This window comes from Acidithiobacillus sp. 'AMD consortium' (assembly GCF_008926505.1).
Lineage (GTDB): Bacteria > Pseudomonadota > Gammaproteobacteria > Acidithiobacillales > Acidithiobacillaceae > Acidithiobacillus > Acidithiobacillus ferridurans.
The window spans coordinates 1,651,480-1,672,410 of sequence record NZ_CP044411.1 but is presented as its reverse complement, the minus strand read 5'-3'; the positions used below and the strand labels follow the sequence as shown (position 1 = coordinate 1,672,410).

23 protein-coding genes, 1 tRNA gene and 2 pseudogenes are annotated in these 20,931 nt (G+C 58.0%); 16 read left to right on the top strand and 10 right to left on the bottom strand.

Annotated features, from left to right (window positions below):
- The first annotated feature begins 15 nt into the window (after positions 1–15).
- Positions 16–996 carry a tRNA dihydrouridine(20/20a) synthase DusA gene (dusA, locus tag F6A13_RS08650; protein ID WP_151528151.1) on the top strand — a complete coding sequence of 327 codons (981 nt, stop codon included), beginning with the start codon at positions 16–18 and terminating at the stop codon, positions 994–996.
- 2 nt (positions 997–998) lie between these two features.
- On the opposite strand, the gene F6A13_RS08645 is transcribed toward dusA, so the two are convergent.
- The 3 genes from F6A13_RS08645 to gnd form a co-directional block, all read right to left on the bottom strand.
- Positions 999–1,292, bottom strand: a complete 294-nt coding sequence (locus F6A13_RS08645; RefSeq protein WP_113525518.1) for an ArsR/SmtB family transcription factor — start codon at positions 1,290–1,292, stop codon at positions 999–1,001.
- A gap of 267 nt (positions 1,293–1,559) precedes the next feature.
- A complete protein-coding gene (gene zwf / locus F6A13_RS08640) occupies positions 1,560–3,023 on the bottom strand; it encodes a glucose-6-phosphate dehydrogenase (RefSeq protein WP_126605631.1) in 1,464 nt (487 codons plus the stop codon).
- Positions 3,024–3,944, bottom strand: a complete 921-nt coding sequence (gnd, locus tag F6A13_RS08635) for a phosphogluconate dehydrogenase (NAD(+)-dependent, decarboxylating) (RefSeq protein ID WP_151528150.1) — start codon at positions 3,942–3,944, stop codon at positions 3,024–3,026.
- Between the two features lie 93 nt (positions 3,945–4,037).
- Here gnd and purT point away from each other — a divergent pair, with 93 nt between their 5' ends.
- Positions 4,038–5,237, top strand: a complete 1,200-nt coding sequence (purT, locus tag F6A13_RS08630; RefSeq protein ID WP_404813012.1) for a formate-dependent phosphoribosylglycinamide formyltransferase — start codon at positions 4,038–4,040, stop codon at positions 5,235–5,237.
- Positions 5,238–5,272: 35 nt separating this feature from the next.
- Here purT and F6A13_RS08625 read toward each other — a convergent pair whose 3' ends face one another.
- Positions 5,273–6,454, bottom strand: a complete 1,182-nt coding sequence (locus F6A13_RS08625) for a pyridoxal phosphate-dependent aminotransferase (RefSeq protein WP_113525522.1) — start codon at positions 6,452–6,454, stop codon at positions 5,273–5,275.
- 219 nt (positions 6,455–6,673) lie between these two features.
- Between F6A13_RS08625 and F6A13_RS08620 the strand changes: the two genes are divergently transcribed.
- The 7 genes from F6A13_RS08620 (at position 6,674) to F6A13_RS08590 (ending at position 14,249) form a co-directional block, all read left to right on the top strand.
- Positions 6,674–9,109: a copper-translocating P-type ATPase gene (locus tag F6A13_RS08620; RefSeq protein ID WP_113525523.1), complete on the top strand. Its 2,436-nt coding sequence runs from the start codon at positions 6,674–6,676 to the stop codon at positions 9,107–9,109.
- Positions 9,110–9,167: 58 nt separating this feature from the next.
- Positions 9,168–11,012 (top strand): ABC transporter ATP-binding protein, encoded by a 1,845-nt coding sequence (locus F6A13_RS08615; protein ID WP_151528149.1) that lies wholly within the window; start codon positions 9,168–9,170, stop codon positions 11,010–11,012.
- A gap of 123 nt (positions 11,013–11,135) precedes the next feature.
- On the top strand, positions 11,136–11,516 hold the full coding sequence (locus tag F6A13_RS08610) for a hypothetical protein (RefSeq protein ID WP_113525525.1): 381 nt from the start codon (positions 11,136–11,138) through the stop codon (positions 11,514–11,516).
- 15 nt (positions 11,517–11,531) lie between these two features.
- Positions 11,532–12,509 carry a heavy metal-binding domain-containing protein gene (locus F6A13_RS08605; RefSeq protein ID WP_126605629.1) on the top strand — a complete coding sequence of 326 codons (978 nt, stop codon included), beginning with the start codon at positions 11,532–11,534 and terminating at the stop codon, positions 12,507–12,509.
- Positions 12,506–13,330, top strand: coding sequence for a heavy metal-binding domain-containing protein (locus tag F6A13_RS08600; protein ID WP_009565650.1), 825 nt, complete (start codon positions 12,506–12,508; stop codon positions 13,328–13,330). Before F6A13_RS08605 ends, F6A13_RS08600 begins: the two co-directional genes overlap by 4 nt.
- Before the next feature lie 39 nt (positions 13,331–13,369).
- Entirely contained in the window at positions 13,370–14,104 is a 735-nt protein-coding gene (locus tag F6A13_RS08595; protein WP_126605628.1) for a PspA/IM30 family protein, read from the top strand.
- Positions 14,105–14,172: 68 nt separating this feature from the next.
- Positions 14,173–14,249 (top strand) — tRNA-Arg (locus F6A13_RS08590).
- Positions 14,250–14,339: 90 nt separating this feature from the next.
- On the opposite strand, the gene F6A13_RS08585 is transcribed toward F6A13_RS08590, so the two are convergent.
- Positions 14,340–14,828, bottom strand: coding sequence for a GNAT family N-acetyltransferase (locus F6A13_RS08585; RefSeq protein WP_151528148.1), 489 nt, complete (start codon positions 14,826–14,828; stop codon positions 14,340–14,342).
- Positions 14,825–15,304, bottom strand: coding sequence for a carboxymuconolactone decarboxylase family protein (locus F6A13_RS08580; protein ID WP_126605627.1), 480 nt, complete (start codon positions 15,302–15,304; stop codon positions 14,825–14,827). Before F6A13_RS08580 ends, F6A13_RS08585 begins: the two co-directional genes overlap by 4 nt.
- A gap of 67 nt (positions 15,305–15,371) precedes the next feature.
- Between F6A13_RS08580 and F6A13_RS08575 the strand changes: the two genes are divergently transcribed.
- Positions 15,372–15,845: a MarR family winged helix-turn-helix transcriptional regulator gene (locus F6A13_RS08575; protein WP_126605626.1), complete on the top strand. Its 474-nt coding sequence runs from the start codon at positions 15,372–15,374 to the stop codon at positions 15,843–15,845.
- A 4-nt stretch (positions 15,846–15,849) separates the two neighbouring features.
- Here F6A13_RS08575 and F6A13_RS08570 read toward each other — a convergent pair whose 3' ends face one another.
- A complete protein-coding gene (locus tag F6A13_RS08570; RefSeq protein WP_264158147.1) occupies positions 15,850–16,239 on the bottom strand; it encodes a darcynin family protein in 390 nt (129 codons plus the stop codon).
- Positions 16,240–16,280: 41 nt separating this feature from the next.
- On the opposite strand from F6A13_RS08570, the gene F6A13_RS08565 reads away from it, so the two are divergent.
- The 5 genes and pseudogenes from F6A13_RS08565 to F6A13_RS15820 all read left to right on the top strand — a co-directional run.
- A complete protein-coding gene (locus tag F6A13_RS08565; RefSeq protein ID WP_113525533.1) occupies positions 16,281–16,898 on the top strand; it encodes a TetR/AcrR family transcriptional regulator in 618 nt (205 codons plus the stop codon).
- A gap of 90 nt (positions 16,899–16,988) precedes the next feature.
- Positions 16,989–17,519: a hypothetical protein gene (locus tag F6A13_RS08560; RefSeq protein ID WP_126605624.1), complete on the top strand. Its 531-nt coding sequence runs from the start codon at positions 16,989–16,991 to the stop codon at positions 17,517–17,519.
- Positions 17,520–17,612: 93 nt separating this feature from the next.
- Complete coding sequence (locus F6A13_RS08555; RefSeq protein ID WP_225981773.1) at positions 17,613–17,771, top strand: SRPBCC family protein; 159 nt, start codon at positions 17,613–17,615, stop codon at positions 17,769–17,771.
- A gap of 157 nt (positions 17,772–17,928) precedes the next feature.
- Positions 17,929–18,018, top strand: a pseudogene (locus F6A13_RS15825) (FMN-binding negative transcriptional regulator); the annotation flags it as partial.
- 212 nt (positions 18,019–18,230) lie between these two features.
- Positions 18,231–18,317, top strand: a pseudogene (locus F6A13_RS15820) (GNAT family N-acetyltransferase); the annotation flags it as partial.
- A gap of 221 nt (positions 18,318–18,538) precedes the next feature.
- Here the strand turns inward: F6A13_RS15820 and F6A13_RS15365 are convergent.
- From F6A13_RS15365 to F6A13_RS08525, 3 genes are all read right to left on the bottom strand, one after another.
- On the bottom strand, positions 18,539–18,712 hold the full coding sequence (locus tag F6A13_RS15365; RefSeq protein ID WP_172959387.1) for a hypothetical protein: 174 nt from the start codon (positions 18,710–18,712) through the stop codon (positions 18,539–18,541).
- A 257-nt stretch (positions 18,713–18,969) separates the two neighbouring features.
- Positions 18,970–19,521: an acyl-homoserine-lactone synthase gene (locus F6A13_RS08530; RefSeq protein ID WP_113525534.1), complete on the bottom strand. Its 552-nt coding sequence runs from the start codon at positions 19,519–19,521 to the stop codon at positions 18,970–18,972.
- Positions 19,522–19,604: 83 nt separating this feature from the next.
- Positions 19,605–19,988, bottom strand: coding sequence for a DUF4902 domain-containing protein (locus tag F6A13_RS08525; RefSeq protein ID WP_225981771.1), 384 nt, complete (start codon positions 19,986–19,988; stop codon positions 19,605–19,607).
- Positions 19,989–20,197: 209 nt separating this feature from the next.
- Between F6A13_RS08525 and F6A13_RS08520 the strand changes: the two genes are divergently transcribed.
- Positions 20,198–20,911, top strand: coding sequence for an autoinducer binding domain-containing protein (locus tag F6A13_RS08520; RefSeq protein WP_113525536.1), 714 nt, complete (start codon positions 20,198–20,200; stop codon positions 20,909–20,911).
- Positions 20,912–20,931 lie beyond the last annotated feature (20 nt).

Here is a 20,931-nt window from a genome sequence, read left to right as displayed (position 1 = left end):
AAGCAAGGAAACCCTATGACAATCAACAATAATGCAGAGAAAACAAGAAATAGCATATTATCTGTCGCCCCCATGCTCGACTGGACCGACCGCCACTGCCGGTATTTTCTGCGTTTGGTATGCCCCTCCTGCGTACTGTATACCGAGATGGTCACTACCAGCACGCTGTTGCTGGGCCGTGATCCGGAGCGCTTTCTCGAGTTCTCGGGGGCGGAGCATCCCTTGATTTTGCAATTGGGCGGTGACGATCCCCAAGCAATGCGTGCCGCCGCAGGGATGGCGCGTGCCTATGGTTATGACGGTCTCAACCTGAACGTGGGTTGCCCGTCGCCGCGGGTGCAGAAGGGCAGTTTCGGGGCCTGTCTGATGACGACGCCCGATCTGGTCGCCGAACTGGTGGCGGCGATGGGCGAAAGCGGTCTACCCGTCAGCGTGAAACACCGCCTCGGTCTCGACCGTGAGGAGGACTACGTGGCGCTGCGTGCCTTCGTGGAAACCGTCGCAACGGCGGGATGCCGACATTTCATCGTGCATGCGCGTAATGCTTGGCTCAAGGGTCTGAGTCCCGCGAAAAACCGTGATGTGCCGCCTTTGCGCTGGGATTGGGTGCATCAGTTAAAAAAAGATCTGCCGCATCTGACCATCGAGATCAACGGGGGCTTCCACGACCTGGCGGCGGTGACCGCACAGTTTTCCGCAGCGGATGGAGTAATGCTTGGGCGCGCCGCTTATCATCATCCCCTGCTGCTGGCAGAAATTGAACGTGCCCTGGGGCGCAGGAAAACGTTGCCGGAACCAGAAGTGATCCTTTCCGGCCTGATAGCCTATGCAGAACGATGGGGAGAGGGGTTGCCTGCGCCGCGCCTGAGTCGTCATCTACACGGACTGCGCTTTGGGCAAAGCGGTGCGGCAGTTTGGCGCCGCTTTCTAGGTACAGCGGAACCCGGTGAGAGCGCCGCAAAGTTCCTGCGGCGCGGCATGTCATTGCTGGATTGAAGTCAGGTGAGAACGTGGTGGCTCATGGCCAGTAGGCTCAGTGTGCGTTGATCGCGGATGCGAAAGTAGACGCGACTGGCCACCCGCCGCATCAGCACCAACCCACTGTCCTGCAACAGGGCAAGATGCTGCGAGGCGTTGCTATGGCTGGTGTTGATGGCTTTCACGAGGCTCTGCATACTCATCTCACCGCGTCCCAGCAGACAGATGATCTTGTAACGCAAGGGGTGGGACATGGCCTTGATCACTTCGGAAAGGTGCTCGATCTTACGCTCGGGAATAATGGGCTTATGCATGGTCAGACTCCTTACCGTCAGAATACGAAGGGTGCCCGGAGTTATAAGCATAACTCGTGCCATATTATGATAGCCATCTGAATTGTTTATATAACTTGTAAATATGCACTCGCCTGTGATGCCGTGGTGCAGGGCGCCATTGTAGACCGTTGGCTACGCTTTTTGGCGGCATGTCTCGGCGCCGTTGAGTTTTAAGGCATTTTTGCTGTTCACAATGGACGACATCGGCCAGCTTCGACGGAGGGTAGGCCTCCGCCGTATCTTTCCTCAGATTTGATTGCGCCAGTAGTGGTCTTCCTTGTCCATGATCCGGGTGGCCTCGTCCGGTCCCCATGAACCTGCCGGGTAGGTGAGGATGTAGTCGGTTTCCCGTCCCCAGGATTTGATGATGGGATCAACGACGCGCCATGCCCACTCCACCTCGTCGAAGCGGATGAACAAGGCTTTGTCGCCCTCCATCACGTCCAGCAGCAGGGCCTCATAGGCATCCAACTCCTGTTCGCCGTCTTTGCGGTAGGAGGCGTTGAGCTGCACGGGGCGAACACGCATTTCCAGACCCGGTTCCTTGATCTGTATCTCGATTTTAAGGCTCTCCGGTTCCAGGGAAAGCAATATCCAGTTAGGTTCGATGCGTTCGATGCTGGTTTCGCGGAACAGTTGTTGCGGTGTATGTCGGAAGCGGATGGCGACACTGGAGGTTTTATCGGCGAGGCGCTTGCCGGTACGCAGATAAAATGGCACCCCCCGCCAGCGCCAGTTGTCGACGTAAAATTTGGCGGCGACATAGGTTTCGGTGACCGAATTGACCTCGACACCCGCCTCGTCCTGGTAACCGGGAACGTGCTTATCATGAACAACGCCGGGACCATACTGCGCGCGCATGGCATAGGCGGTGACGGCCGATTTGGGAATAGGGCGGATGGAGCGCAGGACTTTGACCTTTTCGTCGCGCAGGGCGTCCGCCTCCAGGGAGGGCGGTGGTTCCATGGCGATCAGCGTAAGAATCTGCATCAGGTGGTTTTGCAGCATGTCCCGCAGGGCACCCGCCTGATCATAGTATCCGGCCCGGTTTTCAATGCCCATATCTTCGGCCACGGTAATCTGGACGTGGTCGATGTAATTACGGTTCCATATCGCCTCGATCGCGAGATTGGCGAAACGAAACACCAGCAGATTCTGGACGATTTCCTTGCCAAGATAGTGATCGATACGATAAATCTGGTCTTCACGGAAGTGGTTATGCAGTTGCTCATTGAGTTGCATGGCACTTTCCAGATCATCCCCGAAGGGTTTCTCAATGACGATGCGGTAGTCACCTTCCTGATTGAATCCGGCGCTGGAAAGACGTTGTACTACCGGAATAAAATCGGTGGGACGAATGGCCAGATAAAAAATGGTGCCTGCCGGTTTTTCGGCCCCTTCCGGGGTCAGCAGGGCGCGGAGTCTGCTAAAAGATTCCGGCTCATGGATTTCCCCGCGCACATATTCAAAATGTTTGCAGAAATCGGCAAAGTGATCGGCCTGATAATTGCTGGCATAGGTTTCCAGTTGTTCATGCAGGAAACCCTGCCAGCCCTTTTCATCCCATGGGCGTCGGCCAAACGCGAGAATGCGCAGTTCGTCGGGCATTCTTCCTGCACAATGCAGGTGATACAGTGCGGGGAGGAGTTTTTTGCAGGCCAGATCCCCGGTCGCCCCGAAAATGACAAACTGACAATTACAATCGCTCATTCAGGCCTCCTGTTGCACGGCGTGACCACCGAACTCGTTGCGCATCATCGCCAGGAGTCTGGCGGCGTAGTCGTCGCGCCCCTGGGAAGCCCAGCGCATTTGCAGGGCGAGGGTGATGACCGGCGCGGGAATTTTCAGTGCGAGGGCCGTTTGCGCGGTCCACAGACCTTCGCCGGAGTCTGCCACGATCGGCGCGATACTGGCGAGCACCTGATCTTTGGTGAGGGTGTCGGCGGTGAGGTCGAGGAGCCAGGAGCGGACGACGCTGCCGTAGCGCCACATTTCGGCGACCTTGGCGAGGTCGAGCCCGAATTCGGTTTTGCCCTGCAAAATGGCGAAGCCTTCGGCGAGGGCCTGCATCATGCCGTATTCGATACCATTATGGGCCATTTTGACAAAGTGACCGCTGCCGACGGGTCCACAGTGCAACCAGCCTTTGTCGGCGGCCGGCGCCAGCGCCTCCAGAAAAGGCGTTACCTGGGCTACGGCTTCCCGGCTGCCGCCGACCATCAGAGCATAACCCTCCTGCAGACCCCAGATACCGCCGGAAACACCGGCGTCTATGTAACGTATCCCTGCCGCCTCCACTTTTTGGGATTGGGCAATGGAGTCCTCATAAAAGGCATTGGCACCGTTGATCAGTATGTCATTTTTGCTCAGCAAGGGAAGAATGGAATCGATGTGGCTCTGGGTGACCTCTCCGGCGGGAAGCATGAGCCAGAGGACCCGGGGGGTAGGCAACGCCTGAACGAGGGCTTCCAGACTGCTGGCGGCGCGCATTCCGGTTTCTTTGGCCAGCTCCGTGGCTTTTTCGGTATGGCGGTTGTAAGCGGTGACCTTCATGCCCTTCAGGTGTAGGCGCCGTGCCATGTTGGCGCCCATCCGGCCCAAGCCCACCATCCCGATGTCCTTATTGCCCATAATCCGCTCCTTTGCGTACACGTTTGCCCGAAAATGTTAACATCAGTATAGCTGCTTAAGCCCCTATGTCGCCGTTTCACTGTTATGAAGGAAATTTCCATGCAACTGGGCACACCACTTTCCGCTTCCGCAACCCGCCTGCTCATGCTCGGTGCAGGCGAGTTGGGCAAGGAACTCCTCATCGCCGCGCAGCGGCTGGGGGTAGAGACCATCGCGGTGGATCGCTACGCCGACGCGCCAGCCATGCAGGTGGCCCATCGTTCCCATGTGCTGGATATGACCGACCCGGAGGCTATTCTGGCCGTTGTCAAACACGAACGCCCGCACTATGTGGTGCCGGAAATAGAGGCCATCGCGACATCGGCGCTGGCGGAGATCGAGGCGACGGGTCTGGCAACGGTGGTGCCCTCGGCGCGCGCGGTGCAGCTGACCATGGACCGCGAGGGCATCCGCCGCCTCGCTGCGGAAGAGTTGGGCTTGCCGACATCGCCGTACCGTTTCGCCGGAACCTTGGCGGAACTGGAAGACGCAGCGGCGGCGTTGGGTTTTCCCTGTGTGATCAAGCCGGTCATGTCCTCCAGTGGTAAGGGGCAGTCCGTGGTGCGCGGCGCGGCGGAGCTGGCGCTGGCCTGGCAGGAGGCGCAGACGGCGGGTCGGGTGGGCGGTCAGCGGATCATCGTCGAGGGCTTTGTGGATTTCGACTTCGAGATTACCCTGCTGACCGTGCGTTCGGCCTTCGGGACAATATTTTGCGCGCCCGTGGGGCATCGTCAGGAGGCCGGTGATTATGTGGAATCCTGGCAACCGCAGCCAATGAGCGATACCGCGTTGCGGGAGGCAGAAAAGATGGCGCAACGAGTGACCGACAATCTGGGCGGACGGGGACTGTATGGGGTGGAGTTTTTTGTGCGTGGCACGGAGGTCATCTTCAGCGAACTCTCGCCGCGTCCCCATGATACGGGTCTGGTGACCCTGGCCAGTCAACGTCAAAGTGAGTTCGACTTACACCTGCGCGCCATTCTGGGTTTGCCGGTGGAACCGGGTTTCCGGCGCCCGGCCGCGTCGGCGGTAGTGCGCGGCAAGGGGCTTGGTTGGGGGCCTGTGTATTCGGGGCTGGAGGCCGCGCTGGCGGTGCCGGAAAGCGATCTGCGGCTTTTCGGAAAGCCGACGGCCAGCAAACTCAGGCGCCTCGGGGTAGGCATTGCATGCGCCGACAATGTGGAGGAAGCCAGGGAGCGCGCCCGCCGGATTGCGGCGGCGGTTGGCCTCAGCCCGGCTCCTGAGCGGGGCTGAGGCTGCGCTAACGCGAGCCGGGTTAACAGGAGTGGTCAGGCGTTGACGAAAGCGCTGATGCGGTCCAGGGCCATCTCCAGGTTCTTGTCGCTGGTCGCGAAAGACAGGCGGATGTGGCCAGGAGTGCCGAAGGCCGAGCCCGGTACGACGGCCACTCCGGCTCCTAGCAAGGCCTCGGCCAGGGCAAGATCATCCCGCAGGCCTTTCGCCGCCATGACTTCGCGAAATCCCGGAAAGCTGTAAAAGGTACCATCGGAGGGCATGGCGGCAACGCCGGGCAGCACTTTCAGGCGGTTGTAGACATATGTGTGGCGCCGCTTGAACGCCAGCACCATTTCGTGGATGGCGCTGTCGCCACCTTCCAGAGCTGCCTGGGCGGCCACCTGAGCAATGGAGGTGGGATTGGAGGTGCTCTGGGACTGTACGGTATTCATTGCGGTGATCAGCGTCTTGGGGCCGGCGCAGTAGCCGATGCGCCACCCGGTCATGGCATAGGCCTTGGACACGCCATTCATGATGATGCAGCGTGGAGCCAGATCCGGGCAGGCGTTGGCGATGTTGACGAACTCTTCATCATGGAAGCGGATTTTCTCGTACATGTCATCGCTGGCGATGAGGATATGGGGATAACGGCGAAGAACCTCACCCAGGGCTTCCAATTCCGCGCGGCTGTAGGTCATGCCGGAGGGATTGGAGGGGCTGTTGATGACCAACAGGCGGGTGTTGGGCGTGATCGCTTCCTCCAGTTGCTCCGGACTGATCTTGAAACACTGGCTGGCACCGGTATCGATGATGACGGGCCGCGCTTCGGCCAGAAGTACGATGTCCGGATAGGATACCCAGTAGGGCGCGGGAATGATGACTTCGTCTCCCGCATCCAGAAGGGCCTGACAAAGATTGAAGAAGCTTTGCTTGCCGCCGACGGAAACAAGAATTTCATCGGGGCGGTATGACAGATGGTTGTCGTGCGCGAATTTGCCGATGATAGCGGCCTTCAGTTCCGGTGTGCCGCCGACGGCGGTATATTTGGTGAAGCCCTGCCGAATGGCGGCAATGGCTGCCTCCTTGATGTACTCCGGGGTGTCGAAATCCGGCTCGCCAGCACCAAGGCTGACGATATCCTTCCCTTCGCGACGCAGTTGCTGGGCACGGGCGGTGACCGCAAGGGTAGGGGATGGGCGCACCGCATTCACGCGGCGGGAAAGACGGATATCCACGATCGTTCACTCCAGGGGCAATCTCATCGGGCGCCGGGAAATGCGCGCAAGAGCGCAAATGATAAGCATCCTTCGGCTAAAATCAACTGTTTTGCGCAGGGCGGGTATGGGATGGTATCTGCGTATGCGGGATTGACATTACAAGTAACTTGAGGGATACGATCCTCATCAGGTATCCGCCCGGCTCCGCCGGGTGACCGGAAGGCAGGGGGCGCACTCATGGTGGACGTGGAGATAGGGATAGAAGGCATGACCTGTGCCTCCTGCAGCAGCCGGGTGGAGCGCACCCTGAGCCGCTTGCCGGGGGTACGGGCGGCGGTGGTGAATCTAAGCACGGAACATGCCGCAGTACAGTACGATCCGGCGCAAATCAGCCCCGATGCGCTGATCACCGCCATCGCAGAAAGCGGTTACACGCCGGTGATCGCAGAGACGGAGCTGGTGATCGAGGGGATGACCTGTGCGTCCTGCGTGGGGCGGGTGGAGCGCAGTCTGCGCCGTCTGCCGGGGGTGCTGGAGGCGACGGTCAATCTTGCCACGGAGCGGGCGGCGCTGCGTTATCTGCCGGATACCGTGGACCAAAACACCCTGGTCGCCGCAGTGACCGCGGCTGGATATGGGGCGCGCCCGGTGCAGGGGGATGTGGCCGTCGCTGACCGCAAAGCGCAGGCCATCCGCACCATGCGCCGGGACGTGATCCTCGCGGTGGTCTTGGCGATCCCCATTCTACTGCTCTCCATGGGCATGGCTCTGGTTCCAGCAGTGGATCGGCTGCTGAGTGGCCTGGAGCCTTTCCCGCAGTTCTGGGCCTGGGTGCAGGCGGTATTGGCGACGATCGTGCTGGCTGGCCCCGGCCGACGATTTTTCCGCCCTGGATTCCTCGCCTACCGCCACCTGTCCCCGGACATGAATTCCCTGGTGGCGACGGGGACCGGTACGGCCTGGCTGTATAGCATGCTGGTCCTTGTCGCGCCGGCCTGGTTTCCCGCCAGCGCCCGGCATATCTATTTCGACTCTGCGGCGGTAGTGATTGCCGCAGTGCTCTTCGGTAAATATCTGGAAGAACTGGCGAAGGGGAGGACTTCCGCAGCGATCAAACAGTTGCTGGGTCTGCAGGCGAAGGAAGCTCATGTACTGCGCGACGGTGCCGAGCTGCAGGTCGCGATCGGCGCCGTCGTGCCGGGCGATCAGGTGGTGGTCAGGCCAGGGGAACGTCTGCCCGTGGATGGCGTGGTCGTGGATGGCGACTCCCATGTGGATACGGCCATGCTCACCGGTGAGCCACTGCCGGAGCGCAAAAAACAGGGTGATCCGGTGGTGGGCGGCACGGTGAACCGCGAAGGGCGCCTGCTGATCAGGGCGACCTCGGTGGGCCAGGGTACGGTGCTGGCGCAGATCATCCGGCTGGTGGAGCAGGCACAAACGGGCAAGCTGCCGATCCAGGGTCTGGCAGACCGGGTGGTGCGGATTTTCACACCACTGGTGATCCTGATCGCCTTGCTGAGTTTCTTCTTCTGGCTGTTGTTCGGGCCACCGCCTGCGATCACCCTTGCCATGCTCTCGGCAGTCGCGGTGCTGGTGGTGGCCTGTCCCTGTGCGATGGGGCTGGCTACTCCGGCAGCAGTGATGGTCGGTACGGGGCGTGCCGCGGAGCTGGGCGTGCTGTTTCGCAAGGGGGCAGCACTGGAGTCTCTGGCGACGGTGGATACGGTTTGTCTGGACAAGACCGGGACCCTGACTTACGGGCGTCCTGCGGTGACCCGGATCGATGCCGCGGACCCAGCGTATTTGTTGCAGATGGCCGCCGCCGTGGAGAGCGCCTCCGAACATCCCTTGGCCCAAGCGGTGCTGGCGGCCGCCGGGGAGCGTCATCTGGATATCCCGGCAGTGGGTGATTTTACGGCAGTTCCAGGGAAGGGTGTGCAGGGCAGGGTCGACGGGGTGACGGTGCTGGCCGGCACGCTGGCGTGGATGGATGAGCAGGGGGTCGTTATGGCGGGGTTCTCCACTGGCGATTTACAGCAGACCGGCCAGACCATCGTCTGGGTGGCAAGGGACGGCCGCCTACTGGGGCTGCTGGAGATCAGTGATGTGGCTCGGCCGGAGTCCGCTCAAGTGGTACGGGCGCTCCGGACACTGGGCTTGCGGGTGGCGATGGTGACGGGCGATGCGGAGGCCGCAGCCAGGGTGATCGCCGGCCGATTGGGAATTGACGACATTTATGCGCAGGTATTGCCGCAGGATAAGGCGGAGATCGTACGTCGACTGCAGGCAGAGGGCCGCAAGGTGGTTTTTGTCGGCGAGGGCATCAACGATTCACCGGCGCTGGCGCAGGCGGATGTAGGTATGGCTCTGGCCTCGGGCACGGATATCGCGATGGAAGCGGCGGATATCACCCTCACCCATGGCGATCTGGGCGGAGTGATTACTGCCATTCAGGCGGCACGTCAAAGCATGCGGACCATTCGCGGGAATCTGTTCTGGGCCTTTTTTTACAACATACTGCTGATACCGGTGGCGGCCGGCGTGGCTATCCCTCTGGGGATTCAGCTCAATCCGATGCTCGCCGGCGTGGCTATGGGCCTGTCTTCGGTTTTCGTCCTCAGCAACAGTTTGCGGCTGAAACGTTTACAGCCCTGGGTGGCCTCACCGTGAGCGCCGGTCGGGTAAATGGAGTATGCTGAAGCATGGTCTGGGCAATGTCAGGTGAACTGTGGCGCAAAATCCGTGGCAACGTCCGGTCAACAGAAATGTCTGGGTGTTATGGAAGCTCAAGCCCTTTTTGCTGACCCGTGGCGTGTATCTGCTGTTCTATGCGCTGGCCCTGTTGCTCAGCGCCGCCAGTGCGCTGGTACTGCCGCAGGGCGCGCGCTGGATACTTGATCAGGGGTTTCACAGCTATTCGGCGCTGGTCTGGATCAGTGCCGCCCTACTGGGACTGGGACTCTTCACCGTCACCATGCGGGCCCTGCGCGATGCCCTGGCGACCTGGATCGGACAAGGCGTGGTGGCGGACCTCCGTACTGCGGTGTTCCGCCATGCCTTGCATCTGCCCGCGGTTTTTTATGAGGTTTTTCGTTCCGGAGAGGTCATTTCCCGGCTCAGCAGCGATGTGACCATCCTGCGTTTTGGATTGACCGGGGTGCTGGGGCGCAGCTTGCAAAGCAGTGTTACCCTGATCGGGGCGTTGGCACTGATGGCCGCCACTCTGCCGCAATTGATGATCCCCGGTCTGGTCGCCTTGCCCCTGCTGGTGCTCATCAATCTGAAATCCGGTCGCCTGCAGCGCCGCTATAGCCGCAAAGAGCAGGACTATCTGGCCGATCTGAGCGCGCACACCGAAGAGTCGATCAACGGTATTCGGGTGATTCAGGCGCTGACTCTGGAGCCGCAGACGGAAGAGCGCTACCGGCGTGATATCCGTTTGTTGCTTGGGCAGGTCTGGTCCCGGGTGGTAGTGCAGTCGTGGTCCACCTTTCTGACGGGCGGACTGGTATTTCTGGCACTCAGCGTCATGCTCTACTGGGGTGGGTTGGCCGTATTGCGCCATCAGGCGGGGATTGGCGTGCTTGTGGCTTTTCTGCTCTATGCGCTGATGGCGGCGACTTCCCTGGCCTCCCTCGGCGAATTGTGGGGCAGTATGGCACGTTTGGCCGGCGCGACGGAGCGGCTGTTGGCCCTGCTGGACGAAACGCCGGAAGTAGGTGCCATCTCCTCCGCACAGGATTCAGAGCCGACCTACGTAAACGGCGGATTGCCGGCGCAGCGAGCAATACGGGCCGCCGCCCTGCATCTGGCTAACGTCTCATTCAGTTACCCCTCACGCAGCGATTCTCATGCGATTGAGAATATCTCCATAGATATCGCCGCAGGCGAAACGGTGGCTTTTGTGGGGGCTTCCGGAGCGGGAAAGAGCACGATATTTTCTTTGCTGCTGCGCCACTACCAGCCGGATCAGGGCCGCATTTTTCTGGATGGCGTCGATATCAACATCTTGCCGCTCCGCTCCCTGCGTCAACAGTTGGCGGTGGTGCCCCAGCATCCAGTGATTTTTTCCACGAGCATTGCGGAAAACATCATGATGGCCCGCCCCGGCGCCAGCGAGGCTGAACTTCACGAGGCGGTGCGTGCCGCACGGGTGGATGAATTTTCCGATCGCTTGGAGCATCGGCTGCAGACCCATGTAGGAGAGAAGGGCGTTACGCTTTCGGGCGGGCAACGCCAGCGTATCGCCATTGCCCGGGCCATACTGCGCAATCCGCGCGTACTGATCCTGGATGAGGCAACGAGTGCCCTGGATGCGGAAAACGAGCGCATCATTCAGGAAGCGCTGGATAATCTCATCGCAGAACGTACCACCCTCGTTGCCGCCCACCGGCTGGCGACGATCATCCACGCATCGCGCATTGCGGTGCTGGATAAGGGTAGACTGATCGCGGTGGGGAGCCACCAGGAGCTTCTGGAATCCTGTTCGGTTTATCGTCGGTTCGCGCTCTTGCAACGCTTGCATGATGAGGGCCACGGCCAAGGCGCCGGAGTGTTAAAAATTCGCGCGTGAGCCGGAGTGGCGAACTATAGTTGGCAAGCGGGGTCTCAACATGGGCGGTGGAAAGGATTTTCATCCGCTAGCGAGTCGTCGTATGCCCGTATGTTCTCGGTGATTGAGGGTGGGAGGCCCTGTATGAGCACGGATTTCGACCAAAATACCGCCTGGATCAGGCGGGCACAAACCGATATGAAGGCTTTTGTGGAGGGGTTGGCGTCGCGTCTTGAAGGCGATATGCCGGGGTTTGTCGAAGTGGAGCGCAAGAGGGACGGACTTTTTGCCAAAACCAGCCACATCGAAGCCATCACGATTCATACGGACAACAACGATTATTTCCTGAAGCAGAACGGCGTGCACGTCAGCACGGTGCGCGCAAAAACGGTGCGCGGGGTCGTCCTCAAGCATGAGGACCTGCCGCTGTCCGTCTGGCTGGAAAGTCTGGTCGCCGATCTGGCGGATCTTTCCGGCGCAATGCGGGGTGCGAGTGATACCCTGCACGACTTTCTCATGGGGTAATCTCAAGGAGGGCCTATGTCCATTTGGGACAAAATCAAACAGGGTATCGAAGAGGTTGCTCTCGATGCCCGGCACGCCGCAGAAAATATCGGTCAGAATGCCAGCAAAGGCATCCGCTCACAAACCCCTGAAGAAATGCAGCGCTACTCCGAATGGGAGCAGGCGCTGCGCCAGCGCCGCCTTCCTCCCTTCGTTCAAAGCCGTATGTTCCAGACCAGCCAGGGGCGATTGCCCTGGATCAGTACGGCGAAGGCGTCCGAACTGCTGCTGCAGCGCAGTCACGGCGTGCAGCCCATCGGCATGGTGACCGGCAACTGCTGGTACCATTTCGGTTATTCCTGGACCCAGGGACACTATGACGGCTGGCACACGGCAGTGGAGCGCATGCGCCTGGAGGCCTTGGCGCTGGGTGCCAATGCAGTCGTCGACGTGCGGATGCAGGTACACCGCGGCGAACACGAAGACATGGACTATGGTGTTACCGGTACGGCCATCCGCATTCGCGGCTTGCCGCCGTCCGCGGAGCCCGTCGTAGCCACGGTTTCGGCACTGGAGTTCGTACGATTGCTGGAAGACGGAGTGGTGCCCGTGGGCATTGCCATTGGTGCCAATTTTGACTGGTACAGCCCGTGGATGGGGACCGTTGCTGCGCAGGCTGCCCAGTCCGCCCCTTTCGCCGCACGTTACTGGAATATGGAAATCACTGACCTGTCGGCATTCCAGGAAAATGTCCGGCGTCGCGCCCTCTACGATTTACGTGAAGACGGGCGGCGGATGGCGGCTGCGGTACTGGCCCACACCAGTTATACCCAGATGTTTCATGTGGCCGGAGATCAGGACAATCCGGAACGCTTTCTCTGCCGTCACATCAGTATCGGCACGGCCATCAGCTATCTGCCGCAAAACGCCCCCCAGCACGAATTGATTCCCATGATTTCTCTTGTTGATCACCCATTGAAAAGTGCTGCCACTGCACGAAAGGATCTCATATGACCGATACCGCCGAACAACTGGCTCCTCATGCCGTCGAACGTCTGAAGGGTTTACGCTCGCAGGGCAGCCATGAGGGCATTTTTACCTCTGATCTCTCCGTCAATGAGTTCGTCATGGTCCGCAAGGCCAATTTTGAGCCATTGGGGCTGGTAGTAGGCTCGTGTATTTACCACATGGGTATCCAGTATGGAAACTGGAACCAGAACATGGAGATGGACGTTCTTTCTCAGGCGATGTATCAGGCGCGTGAACTGGCCATGAGCCGCATGGAACAGGAAGCCATCCTGCTCCAGGCGGATGGTATCGTCGGTGTGCGCCTGGAAGTCAAACGCATGGAATGGGATCAGGAAATTCTCGAATTCATGGCGATTGGTACGGCTATCGCGCATCGCAGCGGCGCCTCCGGTTTCAAGGGGGTGGGGGGCAAACCCTTTACCAGCGATCTCAGCGGGCAGGACTTCTGGATGCTGCTGCAGGCGGGTTACCGGCCGATGGAAATGGTGATGGGTTCCTGTGTGTACCATGTCGCCCATCAGGGGATGTTGAAATCCCTGGGCAATGTCGGACGCAATACGGAAATGGAGCAATTTACCCAGGCCATGTATGACGCCCGTGAATTGGCGATGGAACGGATGCAGCATGAGGCCCAGGAGGCGCAGGCGGACGGTATTACCGGCGTACAACTGCATGAAGGCAGTCATAACTGGAAGCCGCATATCATCGAGTTTTTTGCGGTGGGCACAGCGGTGAAGGCCATGGAAAATGCCGATGCGCTGGTTGATGCCCTGAGTCCGCAACTGGTGATTCCGGTGAATGATTGATGCAACGAACGGCACGATGCCGTCCCAAGGAGTGAACTGATGTCGATATTCAAACATGCCGCAGAAATACTGGAAAGCAAGGTAAACCATTTTCTTAATAATGCGGAGGACCCGGCAGAAACCCTGGATTTGTCCTATGAGAAAATGATTGCCAATTTGCAGGATACCAAAAGGCATCTTGCCGATGTGGTGACGGAACAGGTTTCTCTGGAAAACCAGATGGCTCAGGCCCAAAAGGCGGCGGATAAAGCCGACGCCGACGCCCGAATGGCACTGAGCGCCAACCGCGAAGACCTGGCGCGTGCGGAGCTGGCCCAGAAGCAATCGGAGTTGCAAAAGATCGCCTCTCTCAAGGAAGCCCATGATACCGTCGCGGCCCAGGCGCAGAAGCTGACGGACTACGAGAGCAAGCTGCAGGACCACATAGAGCAGTTCAGAACCCAAAAGGAAGTGACCAAGAGCGAGATGGCCGCGGCGCAGGCAGAAGTCAAGGTCAGCGAGTCACTCACGGGCATTGGCAAAGGCATGAATGACGCCGGCGATGCCATGCGCCGCGCCCAGGATCGCACCCGGCAAATGGAGGCCAAGGCAGTGGCCATGGATGGCCTGATGGCGTCCGGTGCGTTGAGTGACCCCTTGGACAGCCGCAGCCAGACCGAAAAAGAGCTGGATGAGGTGCGCGCTACGAGTGGTGTGGATGACGACCTCGCCCGTCTCAAAGCGGAAATGGCGAAGGATAAAGGCACACCGGGAAGCGGCGCTGGCGGCGCTTGAAATGGGATGGAGCGGATGTGGCGAAGGATTGACCAAACTCTCTTCTATGAGTATATTACGCCCTCCACGCGCTCGTAGCTCAGCTGGATAGAGCAACTGGCTACGAACCAGTAGGTCGGCGGTTCGACTCCGTCCGAGCGCACCAGTAAAAACAGGCACTTAGCGAAACTTGCTAGGTGCCTTCTTTTTTCTGGCTAACCCAGAGCTAACCGGCAGTGTATCTCTGCCGGATGAATCATGATGATTCATCCGGCAGCGTCATACTGAAGCGTAAAGCCGTAGCCAACAACCCTTGGCGGTAATAAAAACGGTGTCCGAGCGGATTACTCATCGCTGCGTCCAACAGCAGTCGGGAACAGCCCAGAAGCTCGGCCTCTACTTTTAGTTGCTCGATGAGAATCTTCCCGTACCCCCGACTGCGGCAGGACTCATCAATGACAAGATCATCCACATAGACAAACCGGCCATGTATCAAGTTGTCTTGCACGCGGAATCCGGCGAGACCCACGGGCTGTATCCCGTGCCACAGGGCTAGCAGGCGGTAACCCTGGACACTCAATTGTTGCCAGCGCTGCAAAAACTCCTGTTCAGAATCCAGGTGCGGCCGCAGTTGCCGGATCAGGGGATAGCAGACCAGGACATCGTCTTCCTGATCGATATAATGGAACTCGACCGCTGCGGAGACGTCCCCGCTGTTCTCCGGGCCGCTCTCGACTGGAATCATACGTGATCCCCTGTGCATGGTGGCGGCGGCGAAAATCGCAGACCAACACCCAGTCGATTCCAGTGGTTGATGGCACCGATGGCCACCGTCAGGAATATTACTTCTGTTTCCGTGAACAGAGACTGCAGTGTCGCATAGATAGCGTCGGGCGCCCCCTGGGTCGCGAGCACCGTCAGACATTCCGCCCATGCCAAAGCGGCCTGCTCCCGTGCAGAAAAAATACCGGCATCCCTCCAGCCCGCGACCAGATCCAGCTTGACCGGTTCCACACCGATTTGACGGGCGACGTTCAGGTGGTACTGGATACAGAACGCACAGCTGTTGATTTGCGATACCCGCACCTTGATCAGTTCCGTCAGGGTTTTTTCGAGGCCGGAATCATCGACCGCTTTCCCCATCGCCAGGAGTGCTGCGTACACCTCGGGCGCGGTCTTGGTGAAGGAGAGGTAGGCAATACGGGCATGCTCTGTGGACATGGCTTGTTCCTTATGAAGTGACTCAGGTAGTATAAGGACTCTAACAACATATCAGGGTGCTTACAATATGGACGACGCAGCGCCAAAACCCCTCATCCCTCAAGTGGGAGAGGGTAAACGCGGGGAAAATGGTTATCTGGGCTACTTGCTGCGGCAGGCTGCGGGCGCGTACCGGCACCGGGTGGAACGGGCGCTCGCCGACCTGCGAGTAACGCCTCCACAATTTTCCGTACTCACCATGCTGGCCGCCTATCCCGGCATTTCCAATGCCGATCTGGCGCGGCTGGCTCTCCTCACCCCGCAAACGGTCAGCACCATTGTCGCCAACCTGGAGCGGGCCGGGGCCATCGTGCGCCAGCCGCATCATTACCATGGCCGTATCCAGCGGATTGATCTCAGCGAGACGGGCAAGTCGTTATTGGCGGCCTGCCGTGAGCGGATGCAGGGTATTGAGCGCCATCTGGCTGATGGGCTTTCCCGAGAACAGGAATCGGCACTTCGAAAATGGCTGGTTCGAGTCGCCACATCAGCGCCACGGTAGTTGCCTACCCCGCTTGCGCACTGCCAGTCAGCGGATTCATCGCATAATAGGCGGCATAGCCATCTTCCACTGCTGGAATGATCTCCAGCACCTCAAAATAGTGGTCCCAGAAAATGGTATCGCGCAATCCCTTTATGACGCCGTGATAGGCAACAAGATCAGAGGTTTTCCACACCACGATATCGCTGATGGGCGCGGTGTAGGATTCCGTGTCGAAAAAACGCATGCTGACGGTCGGATGGGCTTCGAGGATGGGGTTAACGTTCTCTTTGATAAATGCAAAGCGGTCTTTTGGTTCCAGGTCTAACCATCGGCGGGTGGTTTTGAGCAGCATAAATAGGGTGTAGGTTTGCGTCGTCATGGGAAATCTCCAGGTTGAATTGACAGGAAATATTTTGCGAGCAGATACTCACACTTTCTACTCGTGTTTGAACTATGCTACTCGAACCCCGCAAGCGCCCTCATCAACAACGCTCTGCCGCCACGGTGGATGCCATCCTGGAGGCGGCGGCTCGTATTTTGGAGCGCAAGGGGCTGGATGTGCTGACCACCAATGCGGTCGCAGAACTCGCGGGTGTTAGCATCGGATCGCTCTATCAATACTTTCCAGGCAAGGCAGCGATTCTGGCCGAGCTGATTCGGCGGGAACGCCTTATATTGCTGGCGGGTATTGGCCGCATAGCGCATGCCCCCGGCGACTCGCTAAAAGACGACGTATGTTCACTCATCCGGATCGCAGTAGCTCACCAGTTGCTCCGGCCAGCGTTGGCTCGGGCGCTGGAGTATGGGGAAGCCACACTGCCCCTGGGACCTGCAACAGCCAAACTGACGAATGAGCTTGTGCAGTATACGGCGGCGTTACTGGAACGACATGGTGTTTCAAAGGCTATGGAGGGGGCGCATGATTTGGTCGCTCTTGCAAAGGGCATGATTGACGCCGCAGGTATTGCTGGTGAATCGGACCAGCGCGTACTCGTTGATCGGGTATGCCGTGCAGCACTGGGATATCTGGAATATCCAGTGGCCATTAGGCACGGAATCGCTTGTAAATAGCGGTGTCGCCGGGAGCCCCCACGCTGAAGTAATCGGTTTTTCTGACGGGAAATGAATTTGTGGTGGAAAACGCGGCTAAACGAGGTGCGTATGATTTACACAGTTGAATGCAGCTTTACCGACCCGGCCGCAGAGAATGAATGGAATGCCTTTTACAGCGATGAAAAATTGCCTGCATTAATTTCTGTTAGTGGGTTTCTCACATCCCAACGATTTAAATTGTCCGGTGGAATACCTTCTACGCCAACTTATCTCGCTATTCACACTATTGCCAATGAGGGGGTTCTTGAAAGCGCTGATTATCACCAAAATGGTGGCGGAAATTTTGCGAAATGGCAACCCATGATTACAAACTGGCACAGGAATATTTATGGAGGGGTCGAACGGTTCCCAGATGTCACAAATGATCAGCGATTGTTAATTAGCAATGAAAGCGGTGACGCATTAAGAGCGCTTGGTTTTCAAGTGCTGCGTCTATGGGCAACAGGACTTGATCGGACGCCAATGGAACGTTGGGTGGCGATTTCCGGCAGTCTACCAGATCCTGCTCATCGTCTGAAAGCAGATGGAGTATGTATATACGTCCCTATGGGAAGTCAATTACAGAGTGATTCCACGTAATTATCGTACGCAGAACAAATGAATTGTAATTTTGCACTCTATGGCGCATCGCGGTGAACGTAATGGATCATTTCACAACGACGAAGGATGACCATGCATCAGATCGTGACACAGATTGATATTGCGACATCACCGGAGCGTGTGTGGTCCATCCTCATGGATTTTCCCGCCTATCCGCAATGGAATCCATTAGCGGGTTTTCATGCGATGAACCAGGCCTTGAAGAAGCGCGCGGAGGCGAATGGGGAGTGAGGAATGGAATCTGGTGGATATGGGAGATATCCGTGTGTTGCGCGAATCCACGCAGAAATGACAGGAAATCTATGAAACTCGCAAAATTCAATACCCAGCCGTCACCGCACTTCCTGATGGAACACGGGAATGAACATACATAGCGCGGAGGCCGACCATGTATTGTCCTGAGTCATTTGCAGAAACCAGCCCGGAAATTCTGCGGGCGCTGATTCAGCGTTATCCCCTCGCGACACTGGTCAGTATGAGCGGTAATGGTCTGGAGGCGAATCATATTCCCTTGTACCTCGCACCCGGAGAAGGGCCGCAGCGGAAGAATCAGCTTGCCCTGGAATATGCGCCGGAGCCGCCTTTCCAGGCCGGTAGGCCGGAGGATGCTCCCAAGGATATCGTGAAGGTTGTCCGGCGCCACACCGAAACATTGCGCGCCGAACGTGAGCGGATGATTGCTGTATCGGTGTGGCGGGCATTTGGCTGGGCACGCGTTTTTGGTGTGGACGCTATCTGGATGTCGACAACGTGATCGTCGACCCGCAGTATCGGGGTGTCGGTATCGGTCAACAGCTTATGGATTGGGTGGAGAACTACGCGCACAAAGGCCGAGGATCGCCGGGCACAATGCCTCTGATCAGTGAGCAATTACAGGGTAGCCATTGCAATTGCCCTAGCAAGTATCCACCAGATATTCTGGGTAATATTTTTCTTGAGGCAACGACTCTCCTCTGGGTAATAAAAACAGTGAGGCAATGCGTTGGACAAGAGGGTTGTCAATTAGCAGTTGTTCGGGCAAAACGGATAACCGCCAGATCCCTCAGGTCCTGCTTGTTTAGAAAAGCGCTGCGGATGTCTTCATCCGAAACTTCAGCAAAGCAATATCCGGCTTCTTCCAGTTTATGTACCAATGCAACCATCTCAATCTCAATATCCATGTCCGCATCCATGACGTTTTCTCCATAAGTAGATAAGGTATAACTAACATATTTAAATATTATAAACCTATCGTTATGATAAATTTATAACGTGGTTTACTGCGCGCAGCCCTTCAAATGGGCTTTGCTGTCCTGACTTAAACAGCGTCACTGGGCAGGTTACCCAGATCTTAAGGTCCCTTTAGAAAGCGGAGAAACTGTACGTTACGCTTTTTTAGAGCCAGAAAACATTGGCTGTTATGGGTCTCTTCAGAATTCGAAAGTTTCGCTTAGTCCAGATCTATCCAGCACGCAAATATCGGATGCCCATCGATGATCATCGGCGGTCCCGCGCGATGTGCGTGAAATTCGGATCGAGACAACAACCGCTCTACACCAATCGGCGACACCGTAATCAGCCGCTTAGCCCCGTGTGAAATTGCACAGGCGATGGATTCCTCCAGCAGCTTTCGCGCAACCGTAGAGGAAAACTGCCCTGGCGTCCTGGCGCGGTCGTTCAAGTCCACGGCCGCAAAGCGCGACAGCTCCCAAACATCGGGAGAACATGGCGGTACCAGTCCGTTGAGCAAATGGGGAAAGACTTCGCCCAACAGATAGGGGCGCGTGGTGGGGAGGAGGCGGGCACAACCGGATATATGGCCGTTGTCATCTTGCGTCACTACGTACACGGTGTCCGGCCGGTCGAACTGATCCGACTCCATTCCGTTCTCCGTATGCAACGCCCACCCAAGCTGCTCGACAAAGACTCGATGGCGGTAGCTGGCCACCTTCGCATACAGATTATTCGGTAAAACTTCAGCTGGCCCGGTTATAACCTGCATCTCGTCACCCTCATAGAGTTTGTCTATGGAGGCGAATCTACCAGCTCCGCTGTTTCTGACAAGCTGTCAAGGTTGACAGCTTGTCAAACATATCTATCCATGATATGGCGCTGAATCACGGCCGGCCAGGCCGTCTTGTCAATGGCCACTTCCAGCAGTTTGGTCGTGTTGGTGGGACCCAGATCTCGTCGCTGGTCATCCACCAGCATGATGTTGCTTCGTGGAAATCCCGTCCGGAGATAATGGGTCCGTCCTGACGCCCCTTCCATCCGCCAGTCCCACCCCAGGGTGATGACGGGCGCCGTCTCGCTGATCCATTCGGTATAACCGGAAATGTGGGTCTGACTGGCCCCTTCGTGAAGAGGGGGGTATTCATCGTGGTCCAGGCCGGACAAAAGATGCACCAGAGGAATCCACTGAAACTGTTCTAGCGTCAGGCGCACATAACCATCGGGAGACAACCTCATGAATCCATATCCTTGCGCTTTTACCGCGATTCCGTTTTGCACTGTCATGAGATCACCTGCTCGGAAAATTCGGATCAGAACAGACTACCGAATCACCCCGTGATGCGGTAGTGTCAACCCTGACAGGTCGATGAAGCGATATCCACGGCGAGACTTGGTTGGCGATGCTTTCTCCCCACGATCTCGCCCCGCCCGGGAAGGAGGGACATTTGGATCCTTGGAAGGAAGACCTCCTGCAGACATTCCAGTCCATCGAATGCGAACGGCAGGTGCTGGCGATGGCGTCCGAAATGGCGCGCAAGCTGGAATTCGATTACTGCGCCTATGGCTTACGCATGCCGCTTCCGCTTGCGCGTCCCAAAACCGCCATGTTCAGCAACTACCCTGCGGTCTGGCAGGCCAGATATCAGGCGCAGGAGTACCAAGCCATCGATCCCACGGTACGGCACGCCATGCGTTCGCCGTCCCCCGTTGTCTGGTCCGATGACCTGTTTGCGCCTGCACGCGAACTGTGGGAAGAGGCCCGCTCATTTGGGCTGCAGGCCGGGTTGGCTTACACTTGCCGCGACGCCGGCGGGATGGGTGGCATGTTGACCCTGGCGCGCGCTGGAGAAAGCGTCACCACGGCAGAATGGCAAGCAAAGGCCTGCCATATCCTGTGGTTGGTCCAAGCCGTCCATCTCAGCATGATCCGCGTTGTCGCGCTCAAGCTCCAACCGGAGATCGCCGTACAGTTATCCCGCCGGGAGGTGGAAGCGCTGCGCTGGACCGGTGAGGGCAAGACCTCGGGCGAAATTGCCGGTATCCTCAACATCACGGAGCGCACGGTCAATTTTCACATCAGCAAGGCCATGGCCAAGCTGAATGCCGTCAACAAGACCGCTGCCGTATTGCAGGCGGCGATGCTCGGGCTGCTGTCATGATTACCTAGCAGCGAAGTTTC